27 protein-coding genes and 1 tRNA gene are annotated in these 24725 nt (G+C 59.9%); 13 read left to right on the top strand and 15 right to left on the bottom strand.

All coding sequences use genetic code 11. The features are described from left to right. Positions 1–667: 667 nt before the first annotated feature. From FOM02_RS09445 to FOM02_RS09470, 6 genes are all read right to left on the bottom strand, one after another. Complete coding sequence (locus tag FOM02_RS09445; protein WP_027560009.1) at positions 668–2437, bottom strand: complex I subunit 5 family protein; 1770 nt, start codon at positions 2435–2437, stop codon at positions 668–670. Continuing rightward, positions 2437–2778 (bottom strand): NADH-quinone oxidoreductase subunit K, encoded by a 342-nt coding sequence (locus tag FOM02_RS09450; protein ID WP_027560008.1) that lies wholly within the window; start codon positions 2776–2778, stop codon positions 2437–2439. Before FOM02_RS09450 ends, FOM02_RS09445 begins: the two co-directional genes overlap by 1 nt. A gap of 88 nt (positions 2779–2866) precedes the next feature. Then, the gene (gene mbhE, locus FOM02_RS09455; RefSeq protein WP_265441692.1) at positions 2867–3718 is read right to left on the bottom strand and encodes a hydrogen gas-evolving membrane-bound hydrogenase subunit E; all 852 of its coding nucleotides are present in this window, start codon (positions 3716–3718) and stop codon (positions 2867–2869) included. Then, entirely contained in the window at positions 3715–4008 is a 294-nt protein-coding gene (locus FOM02_RS09460; RefSeq protein WP_027560006.1) for a cation:proton antiporter, read from the bottom strand. The genes mbhE and FOM02_RS09460 overlap by 4 nt, the downstream gene beginning before the upstream one ends. Further along, on the bottom strand, positions 4005–4295 hold the full coding sequence (locus FOM02_RS09465; RefSeq protein WP_027560005.1) for a monovalent cation/H+ antiporter complex subunit F: 291 nt from the start codon (positions 4293–4295) through the stop codon (positions 4005–4007). Before FOM02_RS09465 ends, FOM02_RS09460 begins: the two co-directional genes overlap by 4 nt. Further along, on the bottom strand, positions 4288–4806 hold the full coding sequence (locus tag FOM02_RS09470) for a Na+/H+ antiporter subunit E (RefSeq protein WP_092213738.1): 519 nt from the start codon (positions 4804–4806) through the stop codon (positions 4288–4290). Before FOM02_RS09470 ends, FOM02_RS09465 begins: the two co-directional genes overlap by 8 nt. Before the next feature lie 136 nt (positions 4807–4942). Here FOM02_RS09470 and FOM02_RS09475 point away from each other — a divergent pair, with 136 nt between their 5' ends. From FOM02_RS09475 to FOM02_RS09485, 3 genes are read left to right on the top strand one after another with little or no spacing between them, the layout of a single operon-like run. Beyond that, positions 4943–5137, top strand: a complete 195-nt coding sequence (locus FOM02_RS09475; RefSeq protein WP_265441694.1) for a hypothetical protein — start codon at positions 4943–4945, stop codon at positions 5135–5137. A gap of 5 nt (positions 5138–5142) precedes the next feature. Further along, positions 5143–6246: an efflux RND transporter periplasmic adaptor subunit gene (locus FOM02_RS09480; RefSeq protein ID WP_092213836.1), complete on the top strand. Its 1104-nt coding sequence runs from the start codon at positions 5143–5145 to the stop codon at positions 6244–6246. Further along, positions 6243–9356, top strand: a complete 3114-nt coding sequence (locus FOM02_RS09485; RefSeq protein ID WP_265441695.1) for an efflux RND transporter permease subunit — start codon at positions 6243–6245, stop codon at positions 9354–9356. The genes FOM02_RS09480 and FOM02_RS09485 overlap by 4 nt, the downstream gene beginning before the upstream one ends. Positions 9357–9664: 308 nt before the next feature. Here FOM02_RS09485 and FOM02_RS09490 read toward each other — a convergent pair. Continuing rightward, a tRNA-Thr gene (locus tag FOM02_RS09490) sits at positions 9665–9739 on the bottom strand. Between the two features lie 181 nt (positions 9740–9920). After that, positions 9921–10397, bottom strand: coding sequence for a hypothetical protein (locus FOM02_RS09495; protein ID WP_027560001.1), 477 nt, complete (start codon positions 10395–10397; stop codon positions 9921–9923). 315 nt (positions 10398–10712) lie between these two features. Here FOM02_RS09495 and FOM02_RS09500 point away from each other — a divergent pair, with 315 nt between their 5' ends. From FOM02_RS09500 to FOM02_RS09510, 3 genes are all read left to right on the top strand, one after another. Continuing rightward, positions 10713–11198, top strand: a complete 486-nt coding sequence (locus FOM02_RS09500; protein ID WP_265441696.1) for a hypothetical protein — start codon at positions 10713–10715, stop codon at positions 11196–11198. Positions 11199–11241: 43 nt separating this feature from the next. Then, on the top strand, positions 11242–11724 hold the full coding sequence (locus FOM02_RS09505; RefSeq protein WP_265441697.1) for a hypothetical protein: 483 nt from the start codon (positions 11242–11244) through the stop codon (positions 11722–11724). 395 nt (positions 11725–12119) lie between these two features. After that, positions 12120–13319: a tyrosine-type recombinase/integrase gene (locus FOM02_RS09510; RefSeq protein WP_265441698.1), complete on the top strand. Its 1200-nt coding sequence runs from the start codon at positions 12120–12122 to the stop codon at positions 13317–13319. Positions 13320–13444: 125 nt separating this feature from the next. On the opposite strand, the gene FOM02_RS09515 is transcribed toward FOM02_RS09510, so the two are convergent. Together FOM02_RS09515 and FOM02_RS47090 are read right to left on the bottom strand one after the other, a co-directional pair. Beyond that, positions 13445–13747 (bottom strand): hypothetical protein, encoded by a 303-nt coding sequence (locus FOM02_RS09515; protein ID WP_265441700.1) that lies wholly within the window; start codon positions 13745–13747, stop codon positions 13445–13447. After that, positions 13744–13941 (bottom strand): helix-turn-helix transcriptional regulator, encoded by a 198-nt coding sequence (locus FOM02_RS47090; RefSeq protein WP_416207764.1) that lies wholly within the window; start codon positions 13939–13941, stop codon positions 13744–13746. Before FOM02_RS47090 ends, FOM02_RS09515 begins: the two co-directional genes overlap by 4 nt. Before the next feature lie 633 nt (positions 13942–14574). Here FOM02_RS47090 and FOM02_RS09520 point away from each other — a divergent pair. From FOM02_RS09520 to FOM02_RS09550, 7 genes are all read left to right on the top strand, one after another. Then, a complete protein-coding gene (locus FOM02_RS09520) occupies positions 14575–15387 on the top strand; it encodes a hypothetical protein (RefSeq protein ID WP_265441701.1) in 813 nt (270 codons plus the stop codon). A 262-nt stretch (positions 15388–15649) separates the two neighbouring features. Next, positions 15650–16048, top strand: a complete 399-nt coding sequence (locus FOM02_RS09525) for a helix-turn-helix domain-containing protein (protein WP_265441702.1) — start codon at positions 15650–15652, stop codon at positions 16046–16048. Next, the gene (locus FOM02_RS09530; protein ID WP_265441703.1) at positions 16041–16622 is read left to right on the top strand and encodes a hypothetical protein; all 582 of its coding nucleotides are present in this window, start codon (positions 16041–16043) and stop codon (positions 16620–16622) included. The genes FOM02_RS09525 and FOM02_RS09530 overlap by 8 nt, the downstream gene beginning before the upstream one ends. Positions 16623–17285: 663 nt before the next feature. Beyond that, complete coding sequence (locus FOM02_RS09535; RefSeq protein ID WP_265441704.1) at positions 17286–18209, top strand: hypothetical protein; 924 nt, start codon at positions 17286–17288, stop codon at positions 18207–18209. Then, positions 18206–18841, top strand: a complete 636-nt coding sequence (locus tag FOM02_RS09540) for an HK97 family phage prohead protease (protein WP_265441705.1) — start codon at positions 18206–18208, stop codon at positions 18839–18841. The genes FOM02_RS09535 and FOM02_RS09540 overlap by 4 nt, the downstream gene beginning before the upstream one ends. Before the next feature lie 68 nt (positions 18842–18909). Further along, positions 18910–19464 (top strand): hypothetical protein, encoded by a 555-nt coding sequence (locus tag FOM02_RS09545; RefSeq protein WP_265441706.1) that lies wholly within the window; start codon positions 18910–18912, stop codon positions 19462–19464. An 856-nt stretch (positions 19465–20320) separates the two neighbouring features. After that, on the top strand, positions 20321–20629 hold the full coding sequence (locus FOM02_RS09550; RefSeq protein WP_265441707.1) for a hypothetical protein: 309 nt from the start codon (positions 20321–20323) through the stop codon (positions 20627–20629). 343 nt (positions 20630–20972) lie between these two features. On the opposite strand, the gene FOM02_RS46780 is transcribed toward FOM02_RS09550, so the two are convergent. The 5 genes from FOM02_RS46780 to FOM02_RS09575 all read right to left on the bottom strand — a co-directional run bounded on the left by FOM02_RS46780 (position 20973) and on the right by FOM02_RS09575 (position 24392). Beyond that, the gene (locus FOM02_RS46780) at positions 20973–21422 is read right to left on the bottom strand and encodes a DUF6894 family protein (RefSeq protein WP_322596959.1); all 450 of its coding nucleotides are present in this window, start codon (positions 21420–21422) and stop codon (positions 20973–20975) included. Between the two features lie 133 nt (positions 21423–21555). Further along, complete coding sequence (locus FOM02_RS09560; RefSeq protein ID WP_265441708.1) at positions 21556–21720, bottom strand: hypothetical protein; 165 nt, start codon at positions 21718–21720, stop codon at positions 21556–21558. Between the two features lie 217 nt (positions 21721–21937). Continuing rightward, on the bottom strand, positions 21938–22594 hold the full coding sequence (locus FOM02_RS09565; RefSeq protein WP_265441709.1) for a hypothetical protein: 657 nt from the start codon (positions 22592–22594) through the stop codon (positions 21938–21940). A gap of 50 nt (positions 22595–22644) precedes the next feature. Then, a complete protein-coding gene (locus FOM02_RS09570) occupies positions 22645–23808 on the bottom strand; it encodes a hypothetical protein (RefSeq protein ID WP_265441710.1) in 1164 nt (387 codons plus the stop codon). Then, on the bottom strand, positions 23805–24392 hold the full coding sequence (locus FOM02_RS09575) for a hypothetical protein (protein ID WP_265441712.1): 588 nt from the start codon (positions 24390–24392) through the stop codon (positions 23805–23807). The genes FOM02_RS09570 and FOM02_RS09575 overlap by 4 nt, the downstream gene beginning before the upstream one ends. Positions 24393–24725: the final 333 nt, after the last annotated feature.

Genomic DNA, 24725 nt, shown 5'->3' on the forward strand with positions numbered 1-24725 from the left:
GAGGCCGAGCGAGGCCTACCGTTCCGGGAGGCGAGTCGTTGCCGGCGGTGCGGGTATTGACGCGCTCCAACGTGACTGTCGTTGCAACCACAAGGGCGATGGCCAAGGCGACAGCGGATAGGGCCAAGGCTGTCCGATCATTCGGGTCCATCGCTAGACCTCCGCGAGACGGCTCTAGAGCCCAAGGATAACGCCGACCTGAAGATTTGGTTCTCGCTTCAGGCCAGGACGCGGTGGCGGCTAAACCAATGGTGCGGCTGAGGGGATGAACTATTGGTGTTAATTAGTTGAGATTATTGTATCTTTTGCATGGCAACTCAGCCGCATGCCAACGCGGATACCAACAGATCGCGAAGGCAGGCGAAGTTTCGCTGAGGAAAACGCCGGCAACCCGCGGCCCCTGTCCACTGACGCCACCTATATGGTGATTGGTCAAATTTCCGGGGTAGCGAGATGCGAAGTTCCGGCAAACCGAAACTCAACGAGCCGTGTTGCTGCGGCAACGGCAAGAAATACAAACACTGTCACTTCCTGCGAAGTCGGAGTGCTGAGGCTGATCCGCTTGGCTGGGCTGATGTCTCGCTTGCAAAGCGAACCCGGTGCGAATGATGGTGGTGTGCGGCAGAACCAGCTGCTGCCGGGCTGGATCAATCCGAACGGTGTGTCTTCAGTTTGCGGCGAACATCAATACGGCGAGGGCCAGGCCGAGCATTAGCAGGGAGATGCCTGCGGCGGCCCATTGGCGAAGAATACGATCGGCTTTGTCGACCAGGTCGCCGAATCGAAAACAGATGCGCCGTAGCGGCTCGAGCACCTTGCCCATCGCTTTCCAACCGGACGAGGCAGCCAGCGGATGCCGCCAGGGATTTAGCAGGATCGCGAGCGTCGCACCTCCCAGCACGGACAGGAGCAATTTTGCGAGCCCATCGCGACTGAACAATTTCGGCATCACATCATGTGAGATCGGCAGGTATGGTTCCCAGGGTACTAAGCCAAGCAGCAGCGAACAGGTCGCCAGGGCGAGCGCGGCTAGGTCGCGGCTTGGCAGCGCCGTCTGGATGGGCGCGATCGGTTGATCGGAAGGCGCGAGCGCAAAGGCCAGAACCAACAGGACATAGGCGGTCGTGAACATTCCACCGGCATGCAGCACCGCGGCCCACCACCACTGTCCTGTCCTCATTGCCTCCTGCAGCAGAAGCTCTTTCGCAAAGGCTGCGCCGCTGGGTTGAACGCCCATCAGCGCGAGGCCACCCACTGCGAAGGTCAGTACGCTGAGAGGTAGGACACGTGCGGCACCGCCCAGCCCGGTGATGCGGTCGTGCCCCAGCTCAGTGTAGATCGATCCGACGGCCAGGAACATCGCCGCCTTGGCAGTGGCGTGAGAGATCGTCTGCAGCAATCCCGCCGCAAGGGCCTGCCCGGTCTCGAGTTGACCCACGGCATTGACGGCGAGCGGAAACATCAAGAAGAGATACCCGATCTGAGCCAACGTCGAATATGCTACGAGCAGCTTGAGGCGCTCCTGCCGCAAGGCGACCACGCTTCCGATCACGATCGCGCCGGTCCCCAGTGCCGCCAGGAATTGCGTGGCGGCAAGGCTGGGCAAGCCGGGTATCACGTCGAACCAAAGCCGCAAAAGTATGAAAAACGATCCCTTCACGACCAAGCCGGATAAAATTGCGCTCGCCGCGGCCGGCGCGCCGGCGTGAGCGGACGGCAGCCAAAGGTGCAACGGGAAGAGCGCGGTCTTTGCGAGGAGGCCGATCGTCATCAATGCGACGGCAATGAGCACGCCCGGCTGCGCTGAGACGACACGCGACATGAGCACCATGTCGAGCGTCCCATAAAAGCCGTAGAGCAGGGCCGCGCCCAGCAGGTAGAGAACCGAGCCGAGCAACGCAAAGACAAGATAGCGTAACGCGGCCTGAAGCGTCTCCGCGCGGCCATCGAGGGAGACCAGCGGGACTGCGGCGAATGTCAGCAACTCCAGCGCGACATACAGGGTGAAGAGATCGCCGCCAACGAAGATCATGTTCAGCGCTGCCCAAACGGCAAGCAACAGGATCCAGAATGCGAAGGATGTGCGTGCGTCCGATGCTGGACGAAAGTCAGTCGTGGCAAAGACGGCGACCACGCAGATCACAATCGCGGTGGTCGCGAGCATCACCGCCGACAGTCCGTCCGCGCGCAAGGCCACTCCCAGCGGGGGCGACCATGCACCAAGTAGATAGACTATGAGGCCGCCGCCCTGCGGCACGGCCAGGAGAATGGCCCCCGCAATCGCCAACCCCAACGGTACAACCGCGAGGGCTACCTGCCGGACGTAACGGTCGCCGAGAGTGAACGCCAGCAGGATGCCAGCGACCGGTATGGCGATCGACAGGACTAGCAGGAAGCCGGACGTCGTCGTCGCCAGCGCTGAGGCAGGAGGCAACATTAGTCACCGGATGGATCTGACCGCGGGCCCGGCGGCGCGCGACTGCCGAGCGTCAAGGGGCCGCCGGTCTGGAACAATCGGAGCAGCAAGGCAATCGCCAGGGCCGTTGCGGAAAACGCCACCACGATTCCCGTGATCACCAGGGCTTGTGGGACCGGATCATTGCCAACGCCCGCCGCGGTGCCCCTTCGTCCGACGATGCCAAACAGAAGAAAGACGCCGCTGCCGACCAGATTGAATGCGATGATCTTGCGAAGCGGTCGCGGATTGGTAATCAGGCCGTAGAGCCCAAGTCCAATCGCCGCCGCTGCGAATGATCCAAACACCGTGACGCCGCTCATGGCTCGACACTCCTTTCCGGCGCGCCGGCGAGCAGGAGGGCGAGTGTCGCTGCAATCGTCAGGGTCATCGCGGCCTCGATGCCAAGGATCAGAGGTTTAGCGATTGCAACCGGGTAGGCGAGGAACGCCGCTCCGAAGCAAAGTCCACCGAAGCCGACGGCCAGAAACAGGCCGGCCCGGCCACCAGGACCAGCCGCAGCCGTGGACTGCTCACGGGTGGCGTATCCGCCAAACCAGCCATGATGACCAAGAGCCACATCGACGCGAGAACCGCGCCGCCCTGAAATGCTCCGCCGGGGTGATCGGCCCCCGTCCACAGCATGTAAATGCCGACGACGATGCCCGCGGGAGGAAGGAGGCGCGCGAGAAAGGCGAGAACGCCCTTGGGGTCGGCCTCGTGGCGCGGTCCCTGACGACCGCCCCAATTGCGGTCCGCCGCGAGCGACCACACACCGACGATGGCAAGCAGGAGCACGACCTTCTCGAGCATGGTGTCCATCCCGCGGAAGGCCATGAGCACGTTGGTGACGGGATTGGCCATTCCGGTTGCTCCCGCATTCGAGACGGCCGCCGGTGCCAACGTTGGTGGCGGATTCGGCAGGAGCAATATTGCGAAAGCCAGCATCGCCGCTGTCGATGCAGACAATATGGCGGCGCTGAGACGCACAGTTAGGCTGCAACGTCCGGCCGTTGCCACCTCGCTACCGCGCAGTCTGGCGGCCGCCCCTAACAGCATCACGCCGCCGAGACCTCCGCCAATGGCGGCCTCCGTTAGTGCGACATCGACCGCGTCGAGACGCACCCATATCAGCGCAACCAGGAGGCCGTAGGCGACGAACCCGACGGTCGCCGAATAGGTATCGGGGACGGCGATGGTCCAGATGGCGAGGCCCAGCACCACGGCGGCGAGTGCGATCTCGAAGACTGTTGCGGTACTCATTTGGCCGCTCCGCTCTGGCGCGCCGTGCGCGCGATCAACTGGGAAACGGTGGCGCCGGCAAGCAGTGCGAACATCCAGATGCAGATCAGCTTCAACCCGTCGCGCAGGCTTCCTGCCTGTGGGAGCAAGCCAAGCACGACGAAGCCCAGGCCGAGATTGTCTGCCTTGGTCAGCGCGTGTAGGCGGGTCAGGGTGTCGGGAAAGCGAAGAAGGCCGACGGTGCCGGCGAGGAAGAAGAACGCTCCCGCCGACACGCAGGCAATCGTCACGACGTCGCGTGCGAGGTTCATCTGTCCCCCGTTGAATCAAGCCCGTCGGTTTCGAGGCGGGAAAGCCCCTTCTTGACGAACGCGATGGACGCGAAGGTGGCGAGCAACGCCAGGATCAATGCCACGTCGATGGCCGCCGGGACGCCCGTCACGGTGCCGAGAAGGAGCAACACGGCAATGCCTGCGGTGCCGATCAATTGCGCCGCCATCATACGGTCCGCATCGCCCGGACCACGCAATATCGACACCAGCCCGAGTGCCAGCAGGGCCAGGATCAAGCCGACTGCGGCGGTCAGGAACTCAGTCATTGTATAGGGCTTGAACCAGCGCCAATTCCTCGGCGGCAAGATCGGTCACGACCGGCTGCCGGATGTCGAGGCAATGATAGACAATCTCTCCGTCCTCCTCGCCCGCCGGCACCGTCCCGGGCAGCAGGCTGGTGAGCGTCGTGAACACGTTCTGCCGCAGCCCGGGCGAAAGCCGACTCGGATAGGTCACAAATCCCGGGTGCAGCGGCAATCGGGGATTAAGTGCGCGCCCTGCAACGTCTGCTCCGGCGACCACCGAGTGATACAGGAAAAGAAGGATCAGGCGGGCGATGGCGCGAACCGATCGCCGCGCGCGGCTCGGCTCGAGCAGGTGCAGGCTCGTCCAAGTTGCCGCGGCAATCGCGGCCGCGGCGGCGGGAAGATCGGCAACATCGACACCGGCAAGCACCAGCCACAGGCAAAAGAACAATGCCGCTCGGTACGTCGCGACCGGCCACAATCGACCAGCGGCGGCGGCGCATGCATCTGGATCAGCCGAGGGACCTTTCATGTCCGCTTCCTGGCTCGTTTCCGACTTGCGTCAGCGTCTGCGCTGCGGCGATCAACGGCGCCGATCCGAGTGAAGCGCGAGTAGCGCGCGACGGCTCCGCCGCGCGCCATGCTCCATCTCACGCTCTCATCATGTGTTGGCAGCAGAACTGGCGATATCGGGTGAAGGCCTGATCACCTCTCAGGATATTCCCTACGAACTCACCTCGGCAAACCACGATTATATCCAGCTGCACCGAGTAGATTTACCGATTTTAACGCTGGAGCCGTTCGGCAAAATACCCAGGGCGACAGCCTTGGAACGCAAGACAGCCTTGGAACGCAAGAGGTGATGTCTATGAGCGGCAGCCGTTGCACGTTCCGATACATGGTCACGTCGACGTTCGTGGCGGCATTCTCGCTGAGCCTGGGGGCTTGCGGCAGAGAACAGGCAACGAATGACACGCCGGTTCCGCGAATCGTGCGCACGTCGACTGTGGAAAAGCGCAAGGTCACAACACCCCTGACATTTACAGGGCGGATCGAGGCCGAAGATGAAGTGAATATTGCGTTCCGGATATCCGGGCGACTGCTGAGCAACGACGCCAAGATTGGCGACAGGGTCAAAGCCGGCCAAGTGCTGGCGCGATTGGAGTCACAGAACGAACTGAATGGACTGCGTCAGGCGCAGGCATCCCTGGCTGCGGCGCAGGGACAGTTGACGCAGGCGCGCAATCACTTCGACCGTCAGGAGACGCTCTTGGCGCAGGGATGGACAACGCGCGCCAATTTCGATGCTGCCACCCAGGCCCGGCAAACCGCGCAGTCGCAGGTCGACGCGGCTGAGGCGCAACTGAGTGCCGCACATGACCTCGTCGGTTTCACCGAACTGACGGCCGATGCGCCCGGCGTGATAACCGCCACCGGCCCGGGAGCCGGCGAAGTGGTCCAGGTCGGGCAGATGATTGCGAGGATCGCGCGACAAGACGGCCGCGATGCCGTCTTCGACGTTCCCTCTCAATTGGTCAGGTCGGCTTCCTCGGATCCGGAGGTCGAAGTCAGCCTAGCCGATGATCAGACAATAAAGGCGAGGGGGCGCGTTCGCGAGGTCGCCGCGCAGGCCAGCGCCGTGACGAGGACCTTCGAGGTCAGAGTCGGTCTGACCGATCCCCCGCCGGCGATGCGGCTGGGCGCGACGGTCGTCGGACGGGTGAACACGAGCGCCGGGCCGATGATCGATATTCCTTCTTCCGCCCTGACCAGGATGAACCAGCGCCCCGCCGTGTGGGTCGTCGATCCCGCCAACAACACTGTCTCAGTTCGCAATGTGGATGTGCTACGGTTCGACGAAGCTCAAGCGGTGATCTCGCAAGGACTAGACACCGGTGAAGTCATCGTCACCGCCGGCGTCCAGGCGCTTCACCCGGGTCAGACAGTCCGCGTTCTCGGATCAGGGCTATGAGCGGAATCAATCTTTCCGATTGGGCGCTGAAACACCGCTCGCTGGTCGTCTACATGATGATCATTGCGGTCATTACCGGCGTACTGTCCTATTTCCGCTTGGGGCGCAACGAAGATCCAGCCTTCATTATCAAGACCATGGTCGTTCAGGCCGCCTGGCCCGGCGCATCCGTTGAGGAAACGGTGAAGCAGGTGACGGAGCGCCTCGAACGTCGACTGCAGGAGACGCCGCATCTCGACTTCCTGCGAAGTTTCACGAGGGCCGGCGTCTCGACCGTCTTCGTGAATCTGAAGGGCAGCGCAAACGCAAGAGAGGTTGCCGATACATGGTACCACGTGCGCAAGTCGATCGGCGACATGCGCCATACGCTGCCCGACGGCGTGATTGGACCGGGGTTCAATGACGAATTCGGCGATACGTTCGGGATCATTTACGGCTTCACCAGCGACGGCTTCAGCCAGCGTGAGTTGCGCGATCGGGTCGAGGAGATCCGCTCGAGGCTGCTTCTCGTGCCCGACGTGTCGAAGATCGAGCTGTTGGGCGAGCAGGATGAAGTGATCTTCGTCGAATTTTCTACCAAGGAGCTCGCGGCTCTCGGGGTTGATCGATCCGCCCTGATTGCAGCGCTCCAGTCGCAAAACATCGTGCGCCCGGCCGGAACGATACAGACAAGCTCGGAAAGCATTTCCATTCGGGTGTCGGGAAGCTTCCAGTCGGAGCAGGACATCGCCAACATCAACTTCTCGGCCGGCGGCCGCATGTTGCGCTTGAGCGATATAGCCCGCGTACGGCGCGGTTACACCGACCCGCCCCACCCGATGTTTCGTGTCAACGGCCAGCCGGCAATAGGACTTGCAATCGCCATGCGGGATGGTGGCGACATCCTTGCGCTCGGCGCCAACCTCAGTAAGGCGATGGCCCGGATCAAGGCGGAACTTCCGATCGGAATTGAGCCCAGCTTGGTCGCGGACCAGCCCGTTGTTGTCGAGCACGCGATCCGGGAGTTCATGGTCTCGCTGATGCAGGCGATCGCCATCATCATGGTGGTGAGCTTCATCAGCCTCGGCGTACGACCAGGCCTGATCATCGCACTTGCGATACCGTTCACGCTGGCGATCGTGTTTCCGATCATGGCGCTACTCGGCATCGACATGCAGCGCATATCGCTTGGCGCACTGATCATTGCGCTCGCGTTGCTGGTCGACGACGCGATGACCACGACCGACGCGACGCTCAGCAAATTGGCGGAGGGCGCCAGCAAGGTCGAAGCGGCAACTTTCGCATACCGGACCCATGCGATGGCGATGCTCGCGGGCACGTTGGTGACGATCGCGGGTTTTATCCCGGTGGGGTTTGCGGCGAGCTCGGCCGGCGAATACACGTTCTCGCTGTTCGCCGTGGTCACGATCGCGCTGCTGGTATCGTGGTTCGTGGCGGTCATTTTTACGCCACTGCTCGGCGCTGCGATCTTGGTCCCGCCGCGGCAACGCGACTCCGCGGATCCGGGCAGGATTTTCCGGATGTACCGGAGCTTCCTGACATTCGCCATGCGCGGGAAATGGCTGACGATCGCGATCTCGGTGGCGCTCCTAGTAGCCGCGGTCCTTGCGATGCCGTTGATCCCGCGGCAGTTCTTTCCGTCGTCGGATCGTCCGGAATTGCTGGTAGACATCAGTTTGCCGCAGAACGGGTCAATCTATGCGAGCGAGGCGGCGGCGAAGCGTCTGGATGCAGCTCTTGGGGTGGATTCCGATGTCGCAAGATGGAGCACCTATGTTGGACGCGGCGCCATCCGCTTCTACTTGCCGCTCAATGTGCAACTACCGAATGACTTCTTCACCCAGAGCGTCGTGGTCGCCAAGGACGTCGCGGCCCGCGAACGGCTGCATGCCAAGCTTGAAAAGCTCCTGGCTCAGGAATTTCCCAAAGCGATTTCGTTCGTTTCTCCGCTCGAGCTTGGACCTCCGGTTGGATGGCCAGTACAGTTCCGCGTCAGCGGGCCTGACGTAGAACGGGTACGAGAGATTGCGCTCGATGTTGGACGGATCGTTGGTTCGAGTCTGGAGACCAAGCAGGTCAATTTCGACTGGATGGAGCCCGATCGACAGGTGCGCATCCGCATCGATCAGAGTGAAGCCCGCCTTCTCGGCCTCAGCTCGCAGGCGATCGCAACCGCGTTGAACGCGGTGATGACCGGCATACCGATAACCCAGGTTCGCGACGATATCTACCTGGTCAACGTGGTCGCGCGTGCGACCGACGCGCAGAGAGTTTCGCTCGACAGCCTGCGCAATCTGCAGGTGGCCTTGCCGAGCGGACAAACCGTTCCTCTCAGCCAGTTTGCATCCTTCGAATATGATCAAGAATTTCCACTCATCTGGAGACGCGATCGCGTTCCGACCTTGACCGTCCAGGCGGCTATCGTCGGCAACACGTTGCCGGCAAGCGTGGTCACGTCGCTGTGGCCGGCGATCGAGAGCTTCAGAAAGACGCTTCCGCCGTCGTACGACGTGGTCGTGGGTGGCACGGTGGAAGAGAGCCAGAAGTCCCAGGCATCTGTGCTGGCCGTGGTTCCGGTGATGCTGTTCGTCATGTTCACTATCCTTATGGCGCAACTCCAGAGCTTTCCGAAACTTTTCATGGTCCTCAGCGTGGCGCCGCTTGGTCTGATCGGTGTCGTTGCCGCCTTGATGCTCTCAGGAAGGCCGCTCGGCTTCGTCGCCATTCTTGGTGTGCTGGCGCTTCTCGGCATGATCAGCAAGAACGTGGTCATTCTGATTGGTCAGATTGACGCCGAGCGCGCCCTAGGGAAGACGCCCTGGGAAGCCGCGGTCGACGGCAGCGGCTCCCGATTTCGCCCGATCATGTTGACCGCTGTGTCAACTGTCCTTGGAATGATCCCTATCGCACCAACAGTCTTCTGGGGGCCAATGGCCTTCGCGATCATGGGTGGCTTGCTGGTTGGCACGGTTCTTACGCTCGTCTTCCTCCCGACGCTCTATATCACCTGGTTCGGCGCCTCGGAGTCGGCCAAAGATCCCGCGCTGCGTAAGCCGCTAATACGCGGAGGGCAAAGCTCGGAAGGGGAATCTTCGCCTACGACGATGTAGCAAGCTCAAAGCCGCTCATCCCCCTTAAAGAAAGCCGCCGCTATCGCTCAACTTGTACGGCTTTTCGGCCTTCTCGGCGGCTCGACAGGGTGCGTCCGTCAAAGCCATCATCCACCCCCTCTGTTTTTGTTTTCCCCGAACAGTTGTTGGTATCTCCTCGGCTTCAAAAGCGCGCATACCGACACGGATACCAACAAAAGGCGCGGCAGCTCGCGGACGATAGCGAACGTCTACGAAGGGAAAATCACCTATGTTTCAGCAATTTCTGTCACTGAAACGAAGTCTGGCGAAGGCTGGGAATAGTCGAATGGTGCCGGCTGAGGGGATTGAACCCCCGACCTTCGGTTTACAAAACCGCTGCTCTACCGCTGAGCTAAGCCGGCGACGCCGAGGAACCGGGGCGGGGCCCGGCATGGGCCGGAGCGTTCGCCCGCCCGCGCGTCGCATTACCAGACTTGCTCGGGAAGTGCCAGAACCCGCAACGCGCATCGCGGATAGGAAACAGGCGGCCTTTCGGCCGCCTGCTCTGTCGCGCGCGATTGAGACGCCTTACTGGCAGATGTGTTACTGGCAGATGTGCCGGCGGCCGTCCTCGCCCTTCACCCAGGTGCCGGGCCGGCAAACGATGCCGTTGCGGGCCGCGTAGGTATCCCAGTTGCCGTACCAGCCCATTTCGCCGCGATTGTAGTTGCCGTTATAGCCGCCCGAAGTGTCATAGGCATAGGAGTTGCCCCAGCCGCGGAACGGCGCCGAAGCTACGGCTGCAGCGGTGCCGACGGCGGCGCCCGCAACTGCGCCCGCGGTGTCGACTGGCCAGAAGCCGCTGTCATTGCGGTTCTGCTGCCGATAGGCCGTCCTCCGATATTGCCGCTCCTGGCGACTGGTGGCATAGGGGCTGCCGGCGCCCGCATTCAGGCAATTGGCGCTGGCGAACATGGATTCGCAGGCGGCGGGATTGGTGATGGATGATTGACCCATTGCAGGGCCTGCAAGTGTGGATGCGGCTATCGCGGCCGCGCCGATCAGTTTCAGGCTCGTCATGGCATTGACTCCATGTTGGTTGCAACGGTTGCTAAGCGTGCCGGTGATGGGGTGGTTCCGCAGTTTCGTGTGGGTTGCGTCACATCGACGTGAACCCGCAGAGGATGTGCAGTTCGTGCCAGCAATCCGCATGGTCTCGGCGTTCGTCGTTGGGGCGGCCGGTGCATCGCCGTTAACGCTTCGCTAGCCCGCTTTGCAGCATTTGAGCGGCGCACAATCCTTACACATTAGGCTTACCGGAATTTGGTGAGCGGGCCTTAACCCTCTCGGTGTCACGATCGGTTAGGTTGTGTTCCGGATAACCGGGACCTCCTCATGCGCGCCATGGCGCTCGCCGCCTTTCTGATCGGACTGCCCGCGACGGCGTTGGCCGGCGGCGGCTTCGACATCGTCGTGCCCGGCCGTCCCGGCGTGCCGATCATCATCAACAATATCGACGCGTCCTACAGCGTCGTCGAAGGTGTCTGGGGCCTCGGCAAGAACGTCCAGGTGCAGCCGACCATCTATGGCGGGCGCTATATCGCCGAGCGGCAGCCCGACGACGTCGGTCATTATTATCCGACGCTGGGCCTGCGCCCGGGCTATGGCCGGCTCGAGGTCGAGCCGCCCGCGAACCGCAAATTGCCAAAACCCGCCGAGAGCTATCACCAGAGCTGGGGCGCGCAATCGGCGCCGCTGCCGGCGCAGATGGACGTGCCGGTCGATCCGCCGCCGGTGATCTACGCGCCCGAGTTCAACGACCATCCGCGGCCTCATCGGCCGCGGCCGCGTGCAAACATTCCCGGTAGGCCGCCGGGTTAAGAAACGTCAAAATCCAAAAGACGGAATTCAACAGGAGAGAGTAATGCGTCAAATGATTTCGGGACTGATCGCGGCGGCTGCCGTGATGTTCGTCGCGACCGCGCCTGCCGCGGCCTGCGGCTTCACCACCTGCGCGCCGGTCGCACCGGTCTATTCCGGCTGCAACACCGGCTGCGGTGGTTATGGATACGGTTATGGCGCCTTTGAGCGCCTCGCCGAGCCGACCACGCAGTACTATTACGTCAACCAGGGCCCGACCTATACCGGCCCGGGCGCCTTCGCGCCGTATCCGACCTATCGTGAGGACGCGGTCGTTGCGCCCGCCAATTACGGCTATGGCTATGGCTATCGCGCCGCCGCCTATCCCTATCACCGCCCGTACTACCGTCCGTATCGCTACGGCTACGGCCCGCGCTACGGCTACCTGCCGCGCACGCATTACGGCTATGGTCCGCGCTACGGCTACGCCCATCGCTACGCGCCGTACTACTACGGCGGCCATCGCGTGCTGCGCCGCTATTACTGATCTCTGATCGGTCGAGTTGACGAGGCGCCTGTCCGCGCGATGCGGGCAGGCGTTTTGTTTTTGCGCGTGAACCGTACAGCGTTGTGATGGCCCGCCTACGCCTGTCGGCTGCGGCGCGTCAGCCTTCGTTCACTTCGCTTTATGTTGAGCTGGGATGGCTTGCCTGGCCGAAGCTCGCGAAGCGAGCGAAGGCTGGTGGGGGAGGCAGGACTCGAACCTGCGAAGCCATGAGGCGGCTGATTTACAGTCAATAAATCAACAGGAACGCGTGGGCAATGGACGGAAATGAGAGACCTAAGTATTTGAAATCGCTTGATTGATGCCTGATTGTGTGGAAGTCGTCGGACATCGAAGGACCATTCCGGTGCTTCCCATGTGCTTCCCAAACGGCTCCCATGAAACTGACCAAGACAAGCATTGATCAGCTCAGCCTGCCCTCTGACAAGAAAGACCTCATCCATTGGGACGACGAACTTCCCGGTTTCGGAGTTCGTATCCGGGAGGGAGGGTCCAAGACATACGTGGTGCAATACCGGATCGGTGGCCGCGGCGGTAAACAAGGTCGCGAGACCATCGGCAGCATCACAAAGTTCAACACTATTGATGCCGCCCGGAAGGCCGCCAGATCAGTTCTAGAACTCGCTGAGGGCGGTCAAAGCCCCCGGTCGGTCCGCGAGCAGGCAGAGCGGAAGCACACACAGGCGCTCCCGCCGCTCTTCGAGCGCTACCTTCTCGCCAAGAAAGCGGGATGGAGCGAGAGCTACCACGACGACGTAGCGCGCTCGCTGCGGGTCTACTTCAAGAAGCTGCACGCTAAGTCTCTCTCCGAGATCACCCGGACCATTGTCTCCGACGAGCTGGCAACGATCCAATCCGAGCGGGGCGGCACGACTCGGAACCGCGCGCGCTCGCACCTTTCCGCATTCTTCAATTGGGTAATTGGTGAAGGTCTCTGCGAGAACAATCCCGCCGAGAAGACGAACAAGGCTCCAGAGATCGCTCGCGACCGCGCTCTGAGCAGCGCCGAGTTGCAGAGACTGTGGCATTGCCTCGACGACGATCAGTTTTCAGCGGATGAGCGTGATCTGGTCCGACTCATGATCCTGACGCTCCAGCGCGAGGACCAAATCGGGAGCCTCCGCGTCGTTGAGATCGACGACGAAGGTAGACGGCTGACGTGGGCCCGAGCCCGCGCCAAGAATAAGGGCTTCGCGAAGCACATGATGCCTATAGGCCCCCGGGCTCAGGCCATCCTTGCCAAGCGCGACCTGCATGAGCGGACCTTTGTGTTCGGCCGCTGGGATACCGGCTTCGCCAACTACACGCACCTCAAAGAGAAGATCGACGCCATCGTGAAGTTCAATGAGGGCTGGTGGTTTCACGATATCCGCCGCACCGGCAAGACTGTCATGAGCGAGGACCTCGACGTGGCGCATGAGGTATCGGAAGCGATCCTCAACCACGGCAAGAAGGATATGGATAAGGTCTACAACAACGCGCAATACTTACGGCAGAAGCGGGAAGCGATCACCGCATGGGAAGGCCACGTGTTGGCAGTGGTACGCGGCCAAGCCTTGCTCGCCGAAGTGGCCTAAAAGTCCGTCCGGGCGCGAGGCGACGAGGTTCTGAGCCCGCAGAATTTCTCGTCGCCACAGTTAAAGACGCTGGCAAGAGACCCAGCGTTTAGCCCGCCTAGGCTATCGGTAGCAGAACAAACCCTTCATTCCGGGAAAGGTAGCAGGGGCAGGACAGAAATGATTTCCTCCAACTGCATCTTCTCCTCCGCCCAGTCTGCAATGAACGCGGCGGGCGCGGAGCTTCTCAGCTCGGTAAGCTTCGCGAGAAGGCTATCGAGTTTCCAGACGAGTGAGCCCGCCGCTCGCGGTCGCGTCGCCGCGTAGTTCCAAAGCCACTGCGGAGTTAGACGCTCCTCATATTCTCTGACCCAGAACGCAACCTCTTCCAGATCGCGGACAATACGTTCCAGATCGATTTCGATAACATTGCTCATTTCCTCACTCACCGTCTCGCCTCCGCAACCTTGCGCTCGATCCAATTCTGTACTTCCGACTCGATCCACCCCACCCGGTTCTCGCCGATTGGTACCCTCGCTGGGAATTTCTTCGCGAGTTCTAGGTTCAACAGATGACGCCGCGTGTACGGGATGCCGAACTGATCCCGGAGATCGTCGAAAGATAATATACGTCGTCGCTGCACTTGATTGCTCCTCTCTGCCTCGCAGTTCTGGCGAGTTCATGCGTGGCTAGATGAGCTTGCTGTTCGTCATCGTCAAATCGCCGGCTGGCCTGTATTTAGGCCAAACCGCAGTGCCACCGCGCCTAAGTCCATATCGAAGCGTACGAATATATTTTTCGGCTGCCGCGGAGATGTCCGGCATGGTTATCCACCGGGCGATGCATGGTCCCCAACGATGCGGTCCTCGCCCGCCATTTTTAATGTTTGATCGAACGGGCTCGATGATCGACTTGCGATGCGTCAACCAGATGTTAGATTTGAAACGTCGCGAACATTATCGCGCCGCAGACAATCAGGATCATTCATGGAAAACGCGCACACTGCGCGCCTCGATAGAGGCTGCGCAAACCAATATCCTATTTCTGATCGCCTCGCTTGGCGGCTCCCGGAGTGGATGGGGCTTACGAACACGAGCCGCACCACGTTGTGGCGCCAGATTAAGGGCGGCGACCTCCGGATCGTCCTCGTTGGCAAGGTGCGAATGGTGCCGCGGTCCGAAGCCGTGCGCCTCGGACTAATTGCGGCTTGAAAACGAAAGACCCGCTTCCTCTGCAAAGGAAGCGGGTCGGTTTAGCTTGATAGAAAGTCTGTACAGTGGCTACTACAACCTCTTCGGCTCGCTCGCAAGAGTCGCTTGCACGCTTCGACAAGAAAATCGTCGTCGATAATCTAAAGCTCAAGTCGGCTTGGCAAAACACCATCGCCTCCGACCACTCCATCAGCGGTGGCATGGAATGGCGCGCGGCCGTCTTCATCAGCAACCACTTGCATCTGAAAAACGACCACCTCTTTATGCGATGCAATCCATCGCACGACCTGCTTTCCAAGGAGATAGGGTGTAGCATCCGCCAGTCGAAGCGCGTCGTTCAGGCACTCATCGACAAGGGCTACCTTGAATGCCGCAAGGTAGGATTTGGCTCATCCAACCAATACACCCTGACGATCCCTAATGGTGACGGTCAGGGAGTCACCATTGATGAATTCAGCAATAGTGACGCCATGAATGTCACCATTGACGATGGTCCAAATGGTGACATGCCTGATGTCCCCTCAATAGTGCCACACAGGATGGCCTCCCAAAAGAATAGTGAAATGAATAATGAAGATACGGCAGCGCGTAGCGCGCTGCCTAGTACCGTTTATGAGGATAGAGAAGCTGTGACAGTCCAGAGCAAGGACGCATTCAGACCGATCTATCAAAGCTACCCGAGGGAACAGCGGGGGGACGATGGGCGAGAGGCCCTCGCGGCCTTCGCGCTTGCGCGCGCGGCAGGATACTGCACAGAGCACATCCTCTGCCTGTTGGACGAAGCCAAACTTGACCTAAACGATGGTGACACACTCCCACCGTTGAGCAGGTGGCTGACCACGGTTGCCGCAACACCTGCACCGAGCTGGTCGTCGTGACCCGTTCCAACGCGATAGGAAAGCCACAGAGAGGGAAAGAGCGAGACGCGCTCTCTCTCCTCCTTCTCTTCCCAACTCAACCCGTCGCCTCCGCTTCGCGCCTGCCGCCCCGAAATGAAGGGTCAGGGGCTGCCTATTACGCTATAGGTTCCTCCGGAGGGGCATACGCCCGCGGGTCACGCGCAAGCATTTGGGGTACGTAGCGCCAGCGCGCGCATAGGGGGTTTAGATCATTGCTGCAAGTAAACAGGATTACATCACAATGAACGGCAGTGCACCTTCGAGTCTACCGGGCTCGGCTTTCGACCGCATGGAACCGTTTGCCGGTCATGCTCGGTACCAACGCATCAAGAACGCATTGACGCTGATTGGATGCAGCCGGAGCACGCTCTACAAATTGATCCGCGAGGGCGACATTCGAGCTATCAAGCTCCGTGGATCGACGCTGATCGATTTGGCGAGCGTTTCCGAGTTATTCAGGCGCTGCCCGGACGTCACACCTCGGAAGCTCGTGGACGACCGCACTCTGACCGCGGAGCAACTCGGCTTCCCGGCCGCATGCGAGGTCACGCGGCCTCCTGAGCTGGGCGAACCTCTGGACTTTCCCGTCAGTGCCGCCCATCTGGCGGACCTCAACCCTACCGTGGACGGCAATGAGTGACGCCGTCGAAGCCATGCCGTACGAGGAGGCTACGGCGGCGGATACGGAGCCGATGATCTTGCCCGGTGGCACCGTCATCAGTGCCCCGGCCGACATGGCGATGATCAACTCGCTGATCGCGATGGCAGCAGCCGTTGCCGACCGCGCCGACCGGTTGCTCGACGGCGTCGGTCCTGACATAGCGCGGGCGGCCCTGGCGGGTGAGAAGCCCGTCGATGCCTTGCGGGCGCAACTCGCTGGTGCCGAACTGCGCGCATCCACCTCCGAAGCGCGCGCCGAGGCGCTACCGGGCATTCGAGCGGAGCTGGATCAAATCAAGGCAGACAATCGACCGCGCCCCGCGTGCCGCTGGTTGCCATTGGCAACCGTGATGAGGCATGTGTTGGAAGCAAATCCGGGGTTGGTGTCGTACACCACGGTATGGAGCTGGCTCGTAAACGGCCAAGTCGTGGCGCAGCAGAAGGATGGTACGCGCTCCAATTCGCCATGGGATGTCAACGTTGACTCCTTACTGAGTAAGCTCGACCAGTACGCACGAAGACGAGGCCGCACCTTCTTTCGGCCGGAAATTTAGGCGCATGTCACCGGCATCGAGTTCGACATCGCGAAGCGACTGCGGAAAATTCCGCAGTGACCAGAAGGCGTGGCCTAGACGGAGTCCCGCGCTCGGAGAGCAGCAACTGGCTCATGTGAGCCAGTTGCTCGCACCGGTCTCGACGGCAGGACGCGTAGTGCTCCTGCACCGCGTGTCTTCAGTGCCGAGGCGGTAAATCGCAAGCGCGTGTTTATGAACTCGCAAGGCTCGCGATCATCAAGGCAGAACAGGGCGCGGGGCTCCGTGACGCCGCCGGACCTGCAACGCTCGGTCGGTGACTGGGGTAACCATCGCGCACCGAGCGCGTGAACCAAATTGCGCTGTTCGGCGATCAACACCGCGGCATTCAGCTCCCTTCGCGCTGGAGCGCTATCACGTCGCGCCGGGCGGCGGGGAAGCGTCGGTAGGTAAGCAGGCCGAGGAGGATGGCGCACTTCGCATTCCAGTTCATCACCGTGACCCCGCTGATAGAGCTTGCGAAGCTCGGCATATTTGTAAAGCCAGCCTTGTCATTTCTGAAAGTCTTTAAAAACATGCCCCGACCGGGCCTCTTTTGGGTCATCCTGCGCGCGCTCGTTGGAACGGGCGGAGCTCTGCCCGACGTTCTCCAGCGCAAATCATCCCCCATCGTCGGAGAATTCCATGTCCCTTTTCGGGAAGGCGTCCCCTGCTGCAAAATTGCAGGCCGAACATACCAAGCTGCGTGCCCGGCAAGCCGATCTCAGCCGCCAGAGCACCGAATGCAAATCGACCGTCCGAACCCGCCAACAGCATCTTGAGCACATCCTCGTCGACGGTGCCTCCGAGGATGCCGTAAGGGCGGCCGAAAGCGCGGTCGCCGACGCCGAACGTCGAGCCCGGGCTCTCGATGCTGCCCTTGCCTTGATCGACGCGCAGATCGTCGAGACCGCCAGTCAGCTTGCTGAGCTGGAACGCCGCGAAGCCGCCCAGCAAGCCGCCGATAGCATCGAGGCGGATCATACAGCGTTCGTCACGAAGCTCTCCGTCTTCATCCGTGCCGCGAAGGAGCTGGTCCCCGTCGCCGATAAGTTGGGCCTCACGACCCTCACGAGCCGAGAGCTTGCGGCTCTCGCTCGCACTGCCTCGACCGAGGTGCCGATTGCGGCGACGCGCATCGCCGAAGAAGTGCGCTCAACCAAGGAGCAAATTCTGATTGGCGCCCGGTCGTACAAGCTGCCCCAGCCCGAGGCGCCCGCGAGCGTACCGGACACAATTTCAACGCGGCGGGTTTTCAGCACCGCTAAGCTGTGCTGGAAAATCGGTGAGACTGTTGAGACTTGTGCACGTCACCAGCAGACCGACATGCCGGTCGACATCGCGGACCGAGCAGTCGCAAAGGGCTATGCCATCGAAATCACCGACGAGCGCGCGAAGTTGTGGGCCTCTGGCTTTACTGCGCCTCCTCCGGCCGCTGGATGCGTCGATCTCATGGACCCACATCTCAAAGCGAAGCAGTATGTGTCGGCCGTCGATGAGAAGCTTGCTGCTGCAAACTTCCGAGTGATGGAAGGCACGCATCTCGGCCACAGTGGAGCTAAGCGATGACGTTTAGTCGGCGGAACGAGCTGCGGCGTCTTGTCACCACCAAGCGCTTCGCAGCTGTTGCCGGCGCTCCCCGCACATTTGACCCCGACGCCAGAACCGTAGATGCCGTCTTATCAAAAGGGTCGGCCGTACAGCGCAGTTTCGGAAAGGAGCTGCTTCGCATCGATAAGAATGCTGTCGATCTGTCGCGTCTGAAGGCCGGCGGCATTCCCTTGCTGGATAGTCACGAGCAGCGCGGCATTGCCAACGCACTTGGTCGCATCGCCCGAGTTTGGTTTGAGAATGCTACTCTACTCGGTCGAATACGCTTCAACGAGACCCCCGAAGGTAGCCGTGCGATGGGGATGGTCGAACGAGGGGAACTCACTTCACTTAGCGTCGGCTATATGGTCAACGAGTGGGAAGTGCGCGATGTGGATGGACACCTGCTCGATCCGGAACGCGACCGTATCCCATACGGCGAGGAATTGGTGTTCGAAGCAACGCGCTGGTCTCTCCTCGAAGTCTCGTTAGTTTCTGTGCCCGCCGATAGCGCGGCCATGGTGCGGGACCTTGGCGCCCCTCCGCCTTACATTCGTGACACTCTGGCTCGCATGCGTGCCCGACAGCGAATGATCGGTCGCATGCGTTGAGCGGACGAGTATCTCATCCCGAGTTCTTAAGCTTCTTCGCGGGATAAGGTGGCGCCGCGGGCGAGAGCATGGCTCGCCCGCGCGTCTCTTTGAAAAACGATGACATGATCAATCACCAACCGACGACGTCGCGGGCGCGCTCTGTGGCTGAGGAGCTACGCGTTGCTAGCCATGAGTTAGGGCATTGCATGCTACGCTGGCACTTCGGCTGGCCCATCAAAGGCATCACCATCGAGCGACGCGCGAGGGCGGATGGTCGAGTCGTCAACGGCTCAGTTTTCGGCGCAAGCGAGATATCCGATGATGCCGACCGGTTCGAACGCCTAGTCATCCTGGCCGCAGGGTGCGTTGCTGAGGATGTCTACCTCGGTAGTGGCCGTGGTCTGAAGGGCAGTGACCTTCGCAAATCGCGCCTTCATGCGGGTCAACTCGCGGAGACCGAATGCGGGATAAAGCTGCTGATCGAAGCCGCCAAGACGGAGGCAGAAGCCGTCATTCGGCGATACTCCCTCATCTTCGATCCCCTTATCGACATTCTTCATGAACGCCGCACCTTACCCGGTGCCGAGATCGTCGCGCTCATTGAGCGTGAACTCAGCCGTTGGGGTCTCTCCCGCGCTTGACGAATACTCCCTTACACAACGAAGCAGATAGCTATGCACCAAAAGTCCATATCATTTTATGCTAAGCCCATCGTCCGTCGCGACGATGGGGCGCTACTTGTAGACCCTAATGGCGCTATCGAATGCTCGTCGGAGCAGGACGCCATCGAATGCGCCTATCGGCTTTCACGTCTGCCCTCTCACATCGGAGCAATCGCCACGATCCAGCATGCTGTCCCCGAGATCGGCTGGACCGAAACCGAGTATCTCAAGCGCTTCGGCGGTCTCTAATTGGGTCGTCCGAACGCATTGTTTTAACAGCACGCACAAGGATGATCCAAATGGGCGCCAAAGCTAAAGGAACGTTTTTCCCTCTCGCTGCCGGGCAGGCGCAGTTAGTCAGTCCCGGCCGACTTGAGAGACAATACATCGGCTTCTTCAATAGCGGACCATCTACGGTTTCGATCACGACGGCTGCCGATGCTGGCCCCGGCCAAGGCGTGGGCCTTCAGGCGCCCAACTCACCGTACGGTCAGGGTGGCAGCTATGAGTTGGAAGGTGGACCAATATTCAAGGGAGGCGTACCAGTCGGAATGCGCGTCTGTCCCAACTGCGAGTTCTACGCAATCAGCGGCGCAGATGGAGGGGTCTACGTCCTCGAAGTAGTCGATGCGGGGTTCATTAGCTAGACCATGATCGTGGACTAACTGGTGTGTAGTCTGCCGCGCATCACCGGGTAGATGTCCGCTCTACGCCCGACAGCGGCGGGACAGCTAACACCCGCAGCCGCCGCTTGGGGCCGTCTCCGGAAATCGCCACGGGAACTCATCTGTGCATCTGAGTGTTATTCGCTTAGGCCGGAAGGAGGCGGAAACCTGTGACCAGCTTGCGGCAAGCCATAGTCAGACTTGGTCCCTACCAATCGCTCACGCTGTTAGCCGTGCCAGTCTGTTTGGTTGAGCCTTTGAAGTTCATCGCTGTAGCGGTGGCGGGCGAGGGCCACTGGATCACCGGCACAGCCATGATCATCGCAGCGTATGCCGCCAGCCTGCTCATTGTGGAACGACTGTTCGCGGTGGTGAAGCCAAAGCTGCTGAAGCTTCACTGGTTTGCAAAGCTGTGGGCTTGGCTCACTGTCATACGACACAAGCTCGCACGTCCGTTTCGGAGCACGTCGGCTTCGTGACGTTTATGTCATTTTTTCGCGCGTGACCACGTCTAGCACTGGTGAGGGAAGAGCCGTTAGCATCTTGCAAGCTGCCGAGGACTAGTTAATCGGTAAGTCTGTCGTCTGACTGACGTTCGGCAAAGCTGAAACGATTGATCATGTCTATCTCGACGATGTGCACGGACTTCGCATTTCAATCGCTGGGCATGATGGTGACTGGCCCATTTCAACCGCCAAGCTCATCCAGAACTGATGGCTGGAGGACCCGCGGTTGTTTGCGTGGCCGAGATTTCGGCTAGGGGTGAAAGGCTGTCAATGCAAAGAGGCGGCCTACATCGGGAGCGCGACGGCGACAGCGAGGCTAATTTGATGTCTTGTTCTGTTCCTGCGCGGTGCCATGTTCGGACACAGCTTGATCGAAGGCTTCTTGATCAGTCTGGGGACTTTTCCTTAGGAGGCCGAGCCACCCCTGAGCGACGCGCAGCCATGAGGCCCTATCGTCGTCATTACGCGCGCAGTCCGCCATCTTCTGTGCCTCGGCAGCGTGCCGCCGATATTCACTTTCTTTGTTGTCCATGGCGGACTCACCAATCTCCAACACGTACTTCACTTGCAACACTGGGCCATTAGCGTCACGGACTTCGATTGCCATTTGATGGCCCGTTCCATCTGAGCGGATCGCGTCTCTGGCCATGTCGGCCAGCGATTGGGCTGCTTCTTGCTGCGCTGACAGCACGTCCGGCAACTCTATGCCCTCTTCATCGTGGGAAAGGTCGTTTCCATCCTTCAGGTCAAAATAGTAGCGCTTCATGGGACTCTTCCAATCTATCAACCGCAAGCATCAAGCTTGGACGGGGATCGGGGGCCCAATAGTTCCTGTAGGAACCGCCCATTCCGAACTATCTTACCACCGTTTCCGCAAATTGCATCTGCGCCGTAATCGATCACTTCATTCCCGGGTTCTGACTCGGCTTACCGTGCTGGTTTTGAGGCAATTCAGCCACTCGTGTTCCACCAACCTGGCCGCCCACAATCGCTGCGAGGAAGATGCCGGCGGCCAGTAAGCATCCGCCCACAAATCCGTAAAAGCGCCAGTCCTGATAATTCATGATTTGCTCCTGACGGCTAACGCTACGACGGGAGAAATGTTCTTAAGCACGGACTCGGAGCATCGGCACAGCCACACCCGTGTTCAGCTTCAAGGGTCTCGCCGTAATTGACTGCATTGCGTCAAAAGCGGTGAAGCTCTGCCGAGCAGACACCCTCACCGAGAAGGACTTCTAGGGCCGTCCAACACGTGGGGCAATTCGCTACGCGCGTGCATTACTACCAGAACGCGCCTACTAGAGCACGGGCAAAGCTGACTAAGGAATTTCTGGCAAGGACTAAAGCAAGCAGTGCAATTGCAGTCGGCACTCCAACTTCTAGCGCTTTACGTATTCGCCTTAGAATTCGTGGTGCTCTCCTTATGCCAATCCGGCCCTCCACTTTTTTGACGGCCGCATCTGCTGCTTCCTTCACTTCTATATATGCGTCCCACCACGGATCATTGCCCCCGGAGTAATCGCCTTCGTGGTATTGCCGCTCCTGTTCGGCTAAATCGGCATCTACGTCTTGAGCAGCGGCCAGAGCAGCTCCGGCACGTTCCCCTTCGATGTAACGGGTCACTAGAATATCTGTCTCGTGGTCGCGGAGCAGGTCTGTAGTCGCGCGGAGCAAGAAGCTTACCAGCAGGATCACGACCGAGAGAGAAAGCAACATCGACAACACGTCGGCGCGCTGACCAAAATCTAGGGGGATGAGGCTAGTTGATTGAAGGCGAACATTGAAGAGAACTGCGGCCATTGTGATCGCAGAAACAATGACAAGATGCCGAGCCGTGCGCATTGTCTCCTCGCGGAGAGGATCTCCATAGAGCCCCTCCAGAAAGCTACTTGGCGAAATAACTTCGTCAGCGGCTTCCTTCTTGCTTTCCTCAGACACTTTGAACCTATTCTCCCTCGCACAAAATGGACCTTGAACGGCTGCGAAAGCTACCAATCCATGTTTGCGGCTCTGTCAAATTCGTACTCCAATCGATCTGTCAGAGCAGTCATGTTCTCGCTAGAGCGCATCGCGTGCGCATACACTCCATCTGACACGTGAGGCAAGATCACTGGCAATTGGCTCTGCTGAATGTACAGCTCCGCCGGAGCGCGTTCTCCGCTCCATAGGTGCGTGATAAATTCATCAATCGTTTTGAGCGCGACGGCGTCATCAAAGACTAGGCGCTCGGACATCTTGACACGGCGCTTGCTGGACCGGTGCGGAAGCATCAATGGTACCGCACCCGCGCGCGAGTGAAACTCAAAAGCCTCACCGTCCCTCCCAAACGCGCCATGGGCCACGAAATTCCTAAGCGCCTGTCGAAGCTCGATGAGCTGATCATAAAGCCTCTTCGACTCCGGATCAGTTAAATCAAGAGCAGATTTGAATTTTTGAGACCAATCTTCCTTCGCGAGTTGAGCAACCTCCACGCCGCTCGCAACATTGCCGCGCAACGCCGCGATGTGGATAAATACGTGCTCGGTCCAACTAAAGAACGACTCGATGGTCGCAAGCGCCAACCAACTCACCTCTACCCGAAGTCGATAGGATGGACGAGAAACCGATGTCCATCCATTCCCCTGCGTTACAATCTTTTCATCTTTGCGAGCGTCTGCCTCTTCCGATTTTTTCGTGTACTCGCTCTTGAAAAATTGGAACCGCTCAAAAAGCGATGCACTGTTGTTGATAAGATTTAGCTTGGAGTTTTGGAGGGCTTCACCCGCAAGCCAGTCAAAATACGGCTCTGCCGTTTTGACAGCCTTCCGTATCCGCTTAACGATCTCTTTTGCGTCGCTCTCGTCTGCGTCACGATCTTGAACAAAGATACCGACACCGAACTTCCGGTGCTCGACCAGAAACGCACGGCCTTTGTAGTCGAGTGGCACCGACCACGATACTTTCTCAGACTTTCCCAAATTCTCGAAGCCAAGCAGCTCCACCAGCACAAAAAAGATCAGGTAGTACGGCGGCAGGTCGCCACTTGCCTCGGACCGCGCTGCATTGAACAAAAAGTTCGGGTCGGCAGCGGTAGAGTTACCCGCTGGGAGGACTGGACCGAGGGCACGTCGCGCAGCCTCACGCACCGCTTGCAGATTGTGCGGCAGCGTCATTTGCAGGCAATTTCCAGATCATCCAAGTCGCGGCTCTCCTCCTTCTCCGTCCCCTTCGAGTTCACGAACTTCATGTTCACTCGTGGAGGTAAAGCGAAGTCAACGTCGAGGTAAGCTGCACCGAGCTTCATCGTGCTTTGAATTCGCTTCGCAGCAACGGCACTATTGATCAGCGCAGAGACCAACACTCCGTTATTCGAGAGTCCTTTTGCTGCGATCTCCTCGACCCTCTGGAGAGGTGTGGCGCCGCTGGACTTCAATCTCAACCGGGCCTTCGGTGGCAATCTCCATGTCACTTTAAAGGTACTGACCTCGTAACCCATCTGCTCCAGAATCGGCAGCGCGGCTCCGACTTGCTGACTGAAGGAATTGAATTCGGCTATCATCTTTCCTGAGGCATCCGAGAAATCTGGAATGCCGAAGTCAGGGATGGACGGCAACGAAACCGACGGAAGTGACGGCATGGAAGGCAAAATGTCCTTCGCGGACTTTGTGATGGTATCGATAGTGCCTCCGAGCCTCTCCTCCGCCGCAACGGAGCCAAGGCTTGCAATCATTGCGACCACAGCTACAAACATTCTCATCGCACTATTCTCTCCCATCATGCCACCGCTCAACGCGAAGTCGTTTTGCGATAATCATCGATCATCGCCGCGGTGACATCGCTTGGATAGCAGAGCGGTGCTGCTCCTCCCGCCCGTGAGTGCGCACTACTCCCACCGCATCGGCGCCCATTACGCATCAGATCATCGGGACAGGCGCAGGGATGCCCCGTTGCATGGTACCGATCTCTACTCACCTTAATGATGATCGCTGTAATGGCCGCCGCGGTCAGCACCACCTCCGCTTTTCGCTTCGTGTCCGGATGCGCGGGTGCTAGTTCCGGTTGTCTGGGCTGAGCTATCGGCGCGGGTGAA

The organism is Bradyrhizobium sp. SEMIA (genome assembly GCF_014844175.1).
GTDB lineage: Bacteria > Pseudomonadota > Alphaproteobacteria > Rhizobiales > Xanthobacteraceae > Bradyrhizobium > Bradyrhizobium arachidis.

Coding starts and splice junctions, on each gene's coding strand:
- FOM02_RS46780 (WP_322596959.1), bottom strand. CDS start 21,422: ATGAAGCGCTACTATTTTGACCTGAAGGATGGAAACGACCTTTCCCAC.
- mbhE (WP_265441692.1), bottom strand. CDS start 3,718: ATGAGTACCGCAACAGTCTTCGAGATCGCACTCGCCGCCGTGGTGCTG.
- FOM02_RS09545 (WP_265441706.1), top strand. CDS start 18,910: ATGGCTCGCCCGCGCGTCTCTTTGAAAAACGATGACATGATCAATCAC.
- FOM02_RS09540 (WP_265441705.1), top strand. CDS start 18,206: ATGACGTTTAGTCGGCGGAACGAGCTGCGGCGTCTTGTCACCACCAAG.
- FOM02_RS09510 (WP_265441698.1), top strand. CDS start 12,120: ATGAAACTGACCAAGACAAGCATTGATCAGCTCAGCCTGCCCTCTGAC.
- FOM02_RS09495 (WP_027560001.1), bottom strand. CDS start 10,397: ATGACGAGCCTGAAACTGATCGGCGCGGCCGCGATAGCCGCATCCACA.
- FOM02_RS09445 (WP_027560009.1), bottom strand. CDS start 2,437: ATGTTGCCTCCTGCCTCAGCGCTGGCGACGACGACGTCCGGCTTCCTG.
- FOM02_RS09575 (WP_265441712.1), bottom strand. CDS start 24,392: ATGAGAATGTTTGTAGCTGTGGTCGCAATGATTGCAAGCCTTGGCTCC.
- FOM02_RS09485 (WP_265441695.1), top strand. CDS start 6,243: ATGAGCGGAATCAATCTTTCCGATTGGGCGCTGAAACACCGCTCGCTG.
- FOM02_RS09505 (WP_265441697.1), top strand. CDS start 11,242: ATGCGTCAAATGATTTCGGGACTGATCGCGGCGGCTGCCGTGATGTTC.
- FOM02_RS09470 (WP_092213738.1), bottom strand. CDS start 4,806: ATGAAAGGTCCCTCGGCTGATCCAGATGCATGCGCCGCCGCCGCTGGT.
- FOM02_RS09570 (WP_265441710.1), bottom strand. CDS start 23,808: ATGACGCTGCCGCACAATCTGCAAGCGGTGCGTGAGGCTGCGCGACGT.
- FOM02_RS09500 (WP_265441696.1), top strand. CDS start 10,713: ATGCGCGCCATGGCGCTCGCCGCCTTTCTGATCGGACTGCCCGCGACG.
- FOM02_RS09465 (WP_027560005.1), bottom strand. CDS start 4,295: ATGACTGAGTTCCTGACCGCCGCAGTCGGCTTGATCCTGGCCCTGCTG.
- FOM02_RS09450 (WP_027560008.1), bottom strand. CDS start 2,778: ATGAGCGGCGTCACGGTGTTTGGATCATTCGCAGCGGCGGCGATTGGA.
- FOM02_RS09560 (WP_265441708.1), bottom strand. CDS start 21,720: ATGAATTATCAGGACTGGCGCTTTTACGGATTTGTGGGCGGATGCTTA.
- FOM02_RS09525 (WP_265441702.1), top strand. CDS start 15,650: ATGAACGGCAGTGCACCTTCGAGTCTACCGGGCTCGGCTTTCGACCGC.
- FOM02_RS09460 (WP_027560006.1), bottom strand. CDS start 4,008: ATGAACCTCGCACGCGACGTCGTGACGATTGCCTGCGTGTCGGCGGGA.
- FOM02_RS09480 (WP_092213836.1), top strand. CDS start 5,143: ATGAGCGGCAGCCGTTGCACGTTCCGATACATGGTCACGTCGACGTTC.
- FOM02_RS09535 (WP_265441704.1), top strand. CDS start 17,286: ATGTCCCTTTTCGGGAAGGCGTCCCCTGCTGCAAAATTGCAGGCCGAA.
- FOM02_RS09530 (WP_265441703.1), top strand. CDS start 16,041: ATGAGTGACGCCGTCGAAGCCATGCCGTACGAGGAGGCTACGGCGGCG.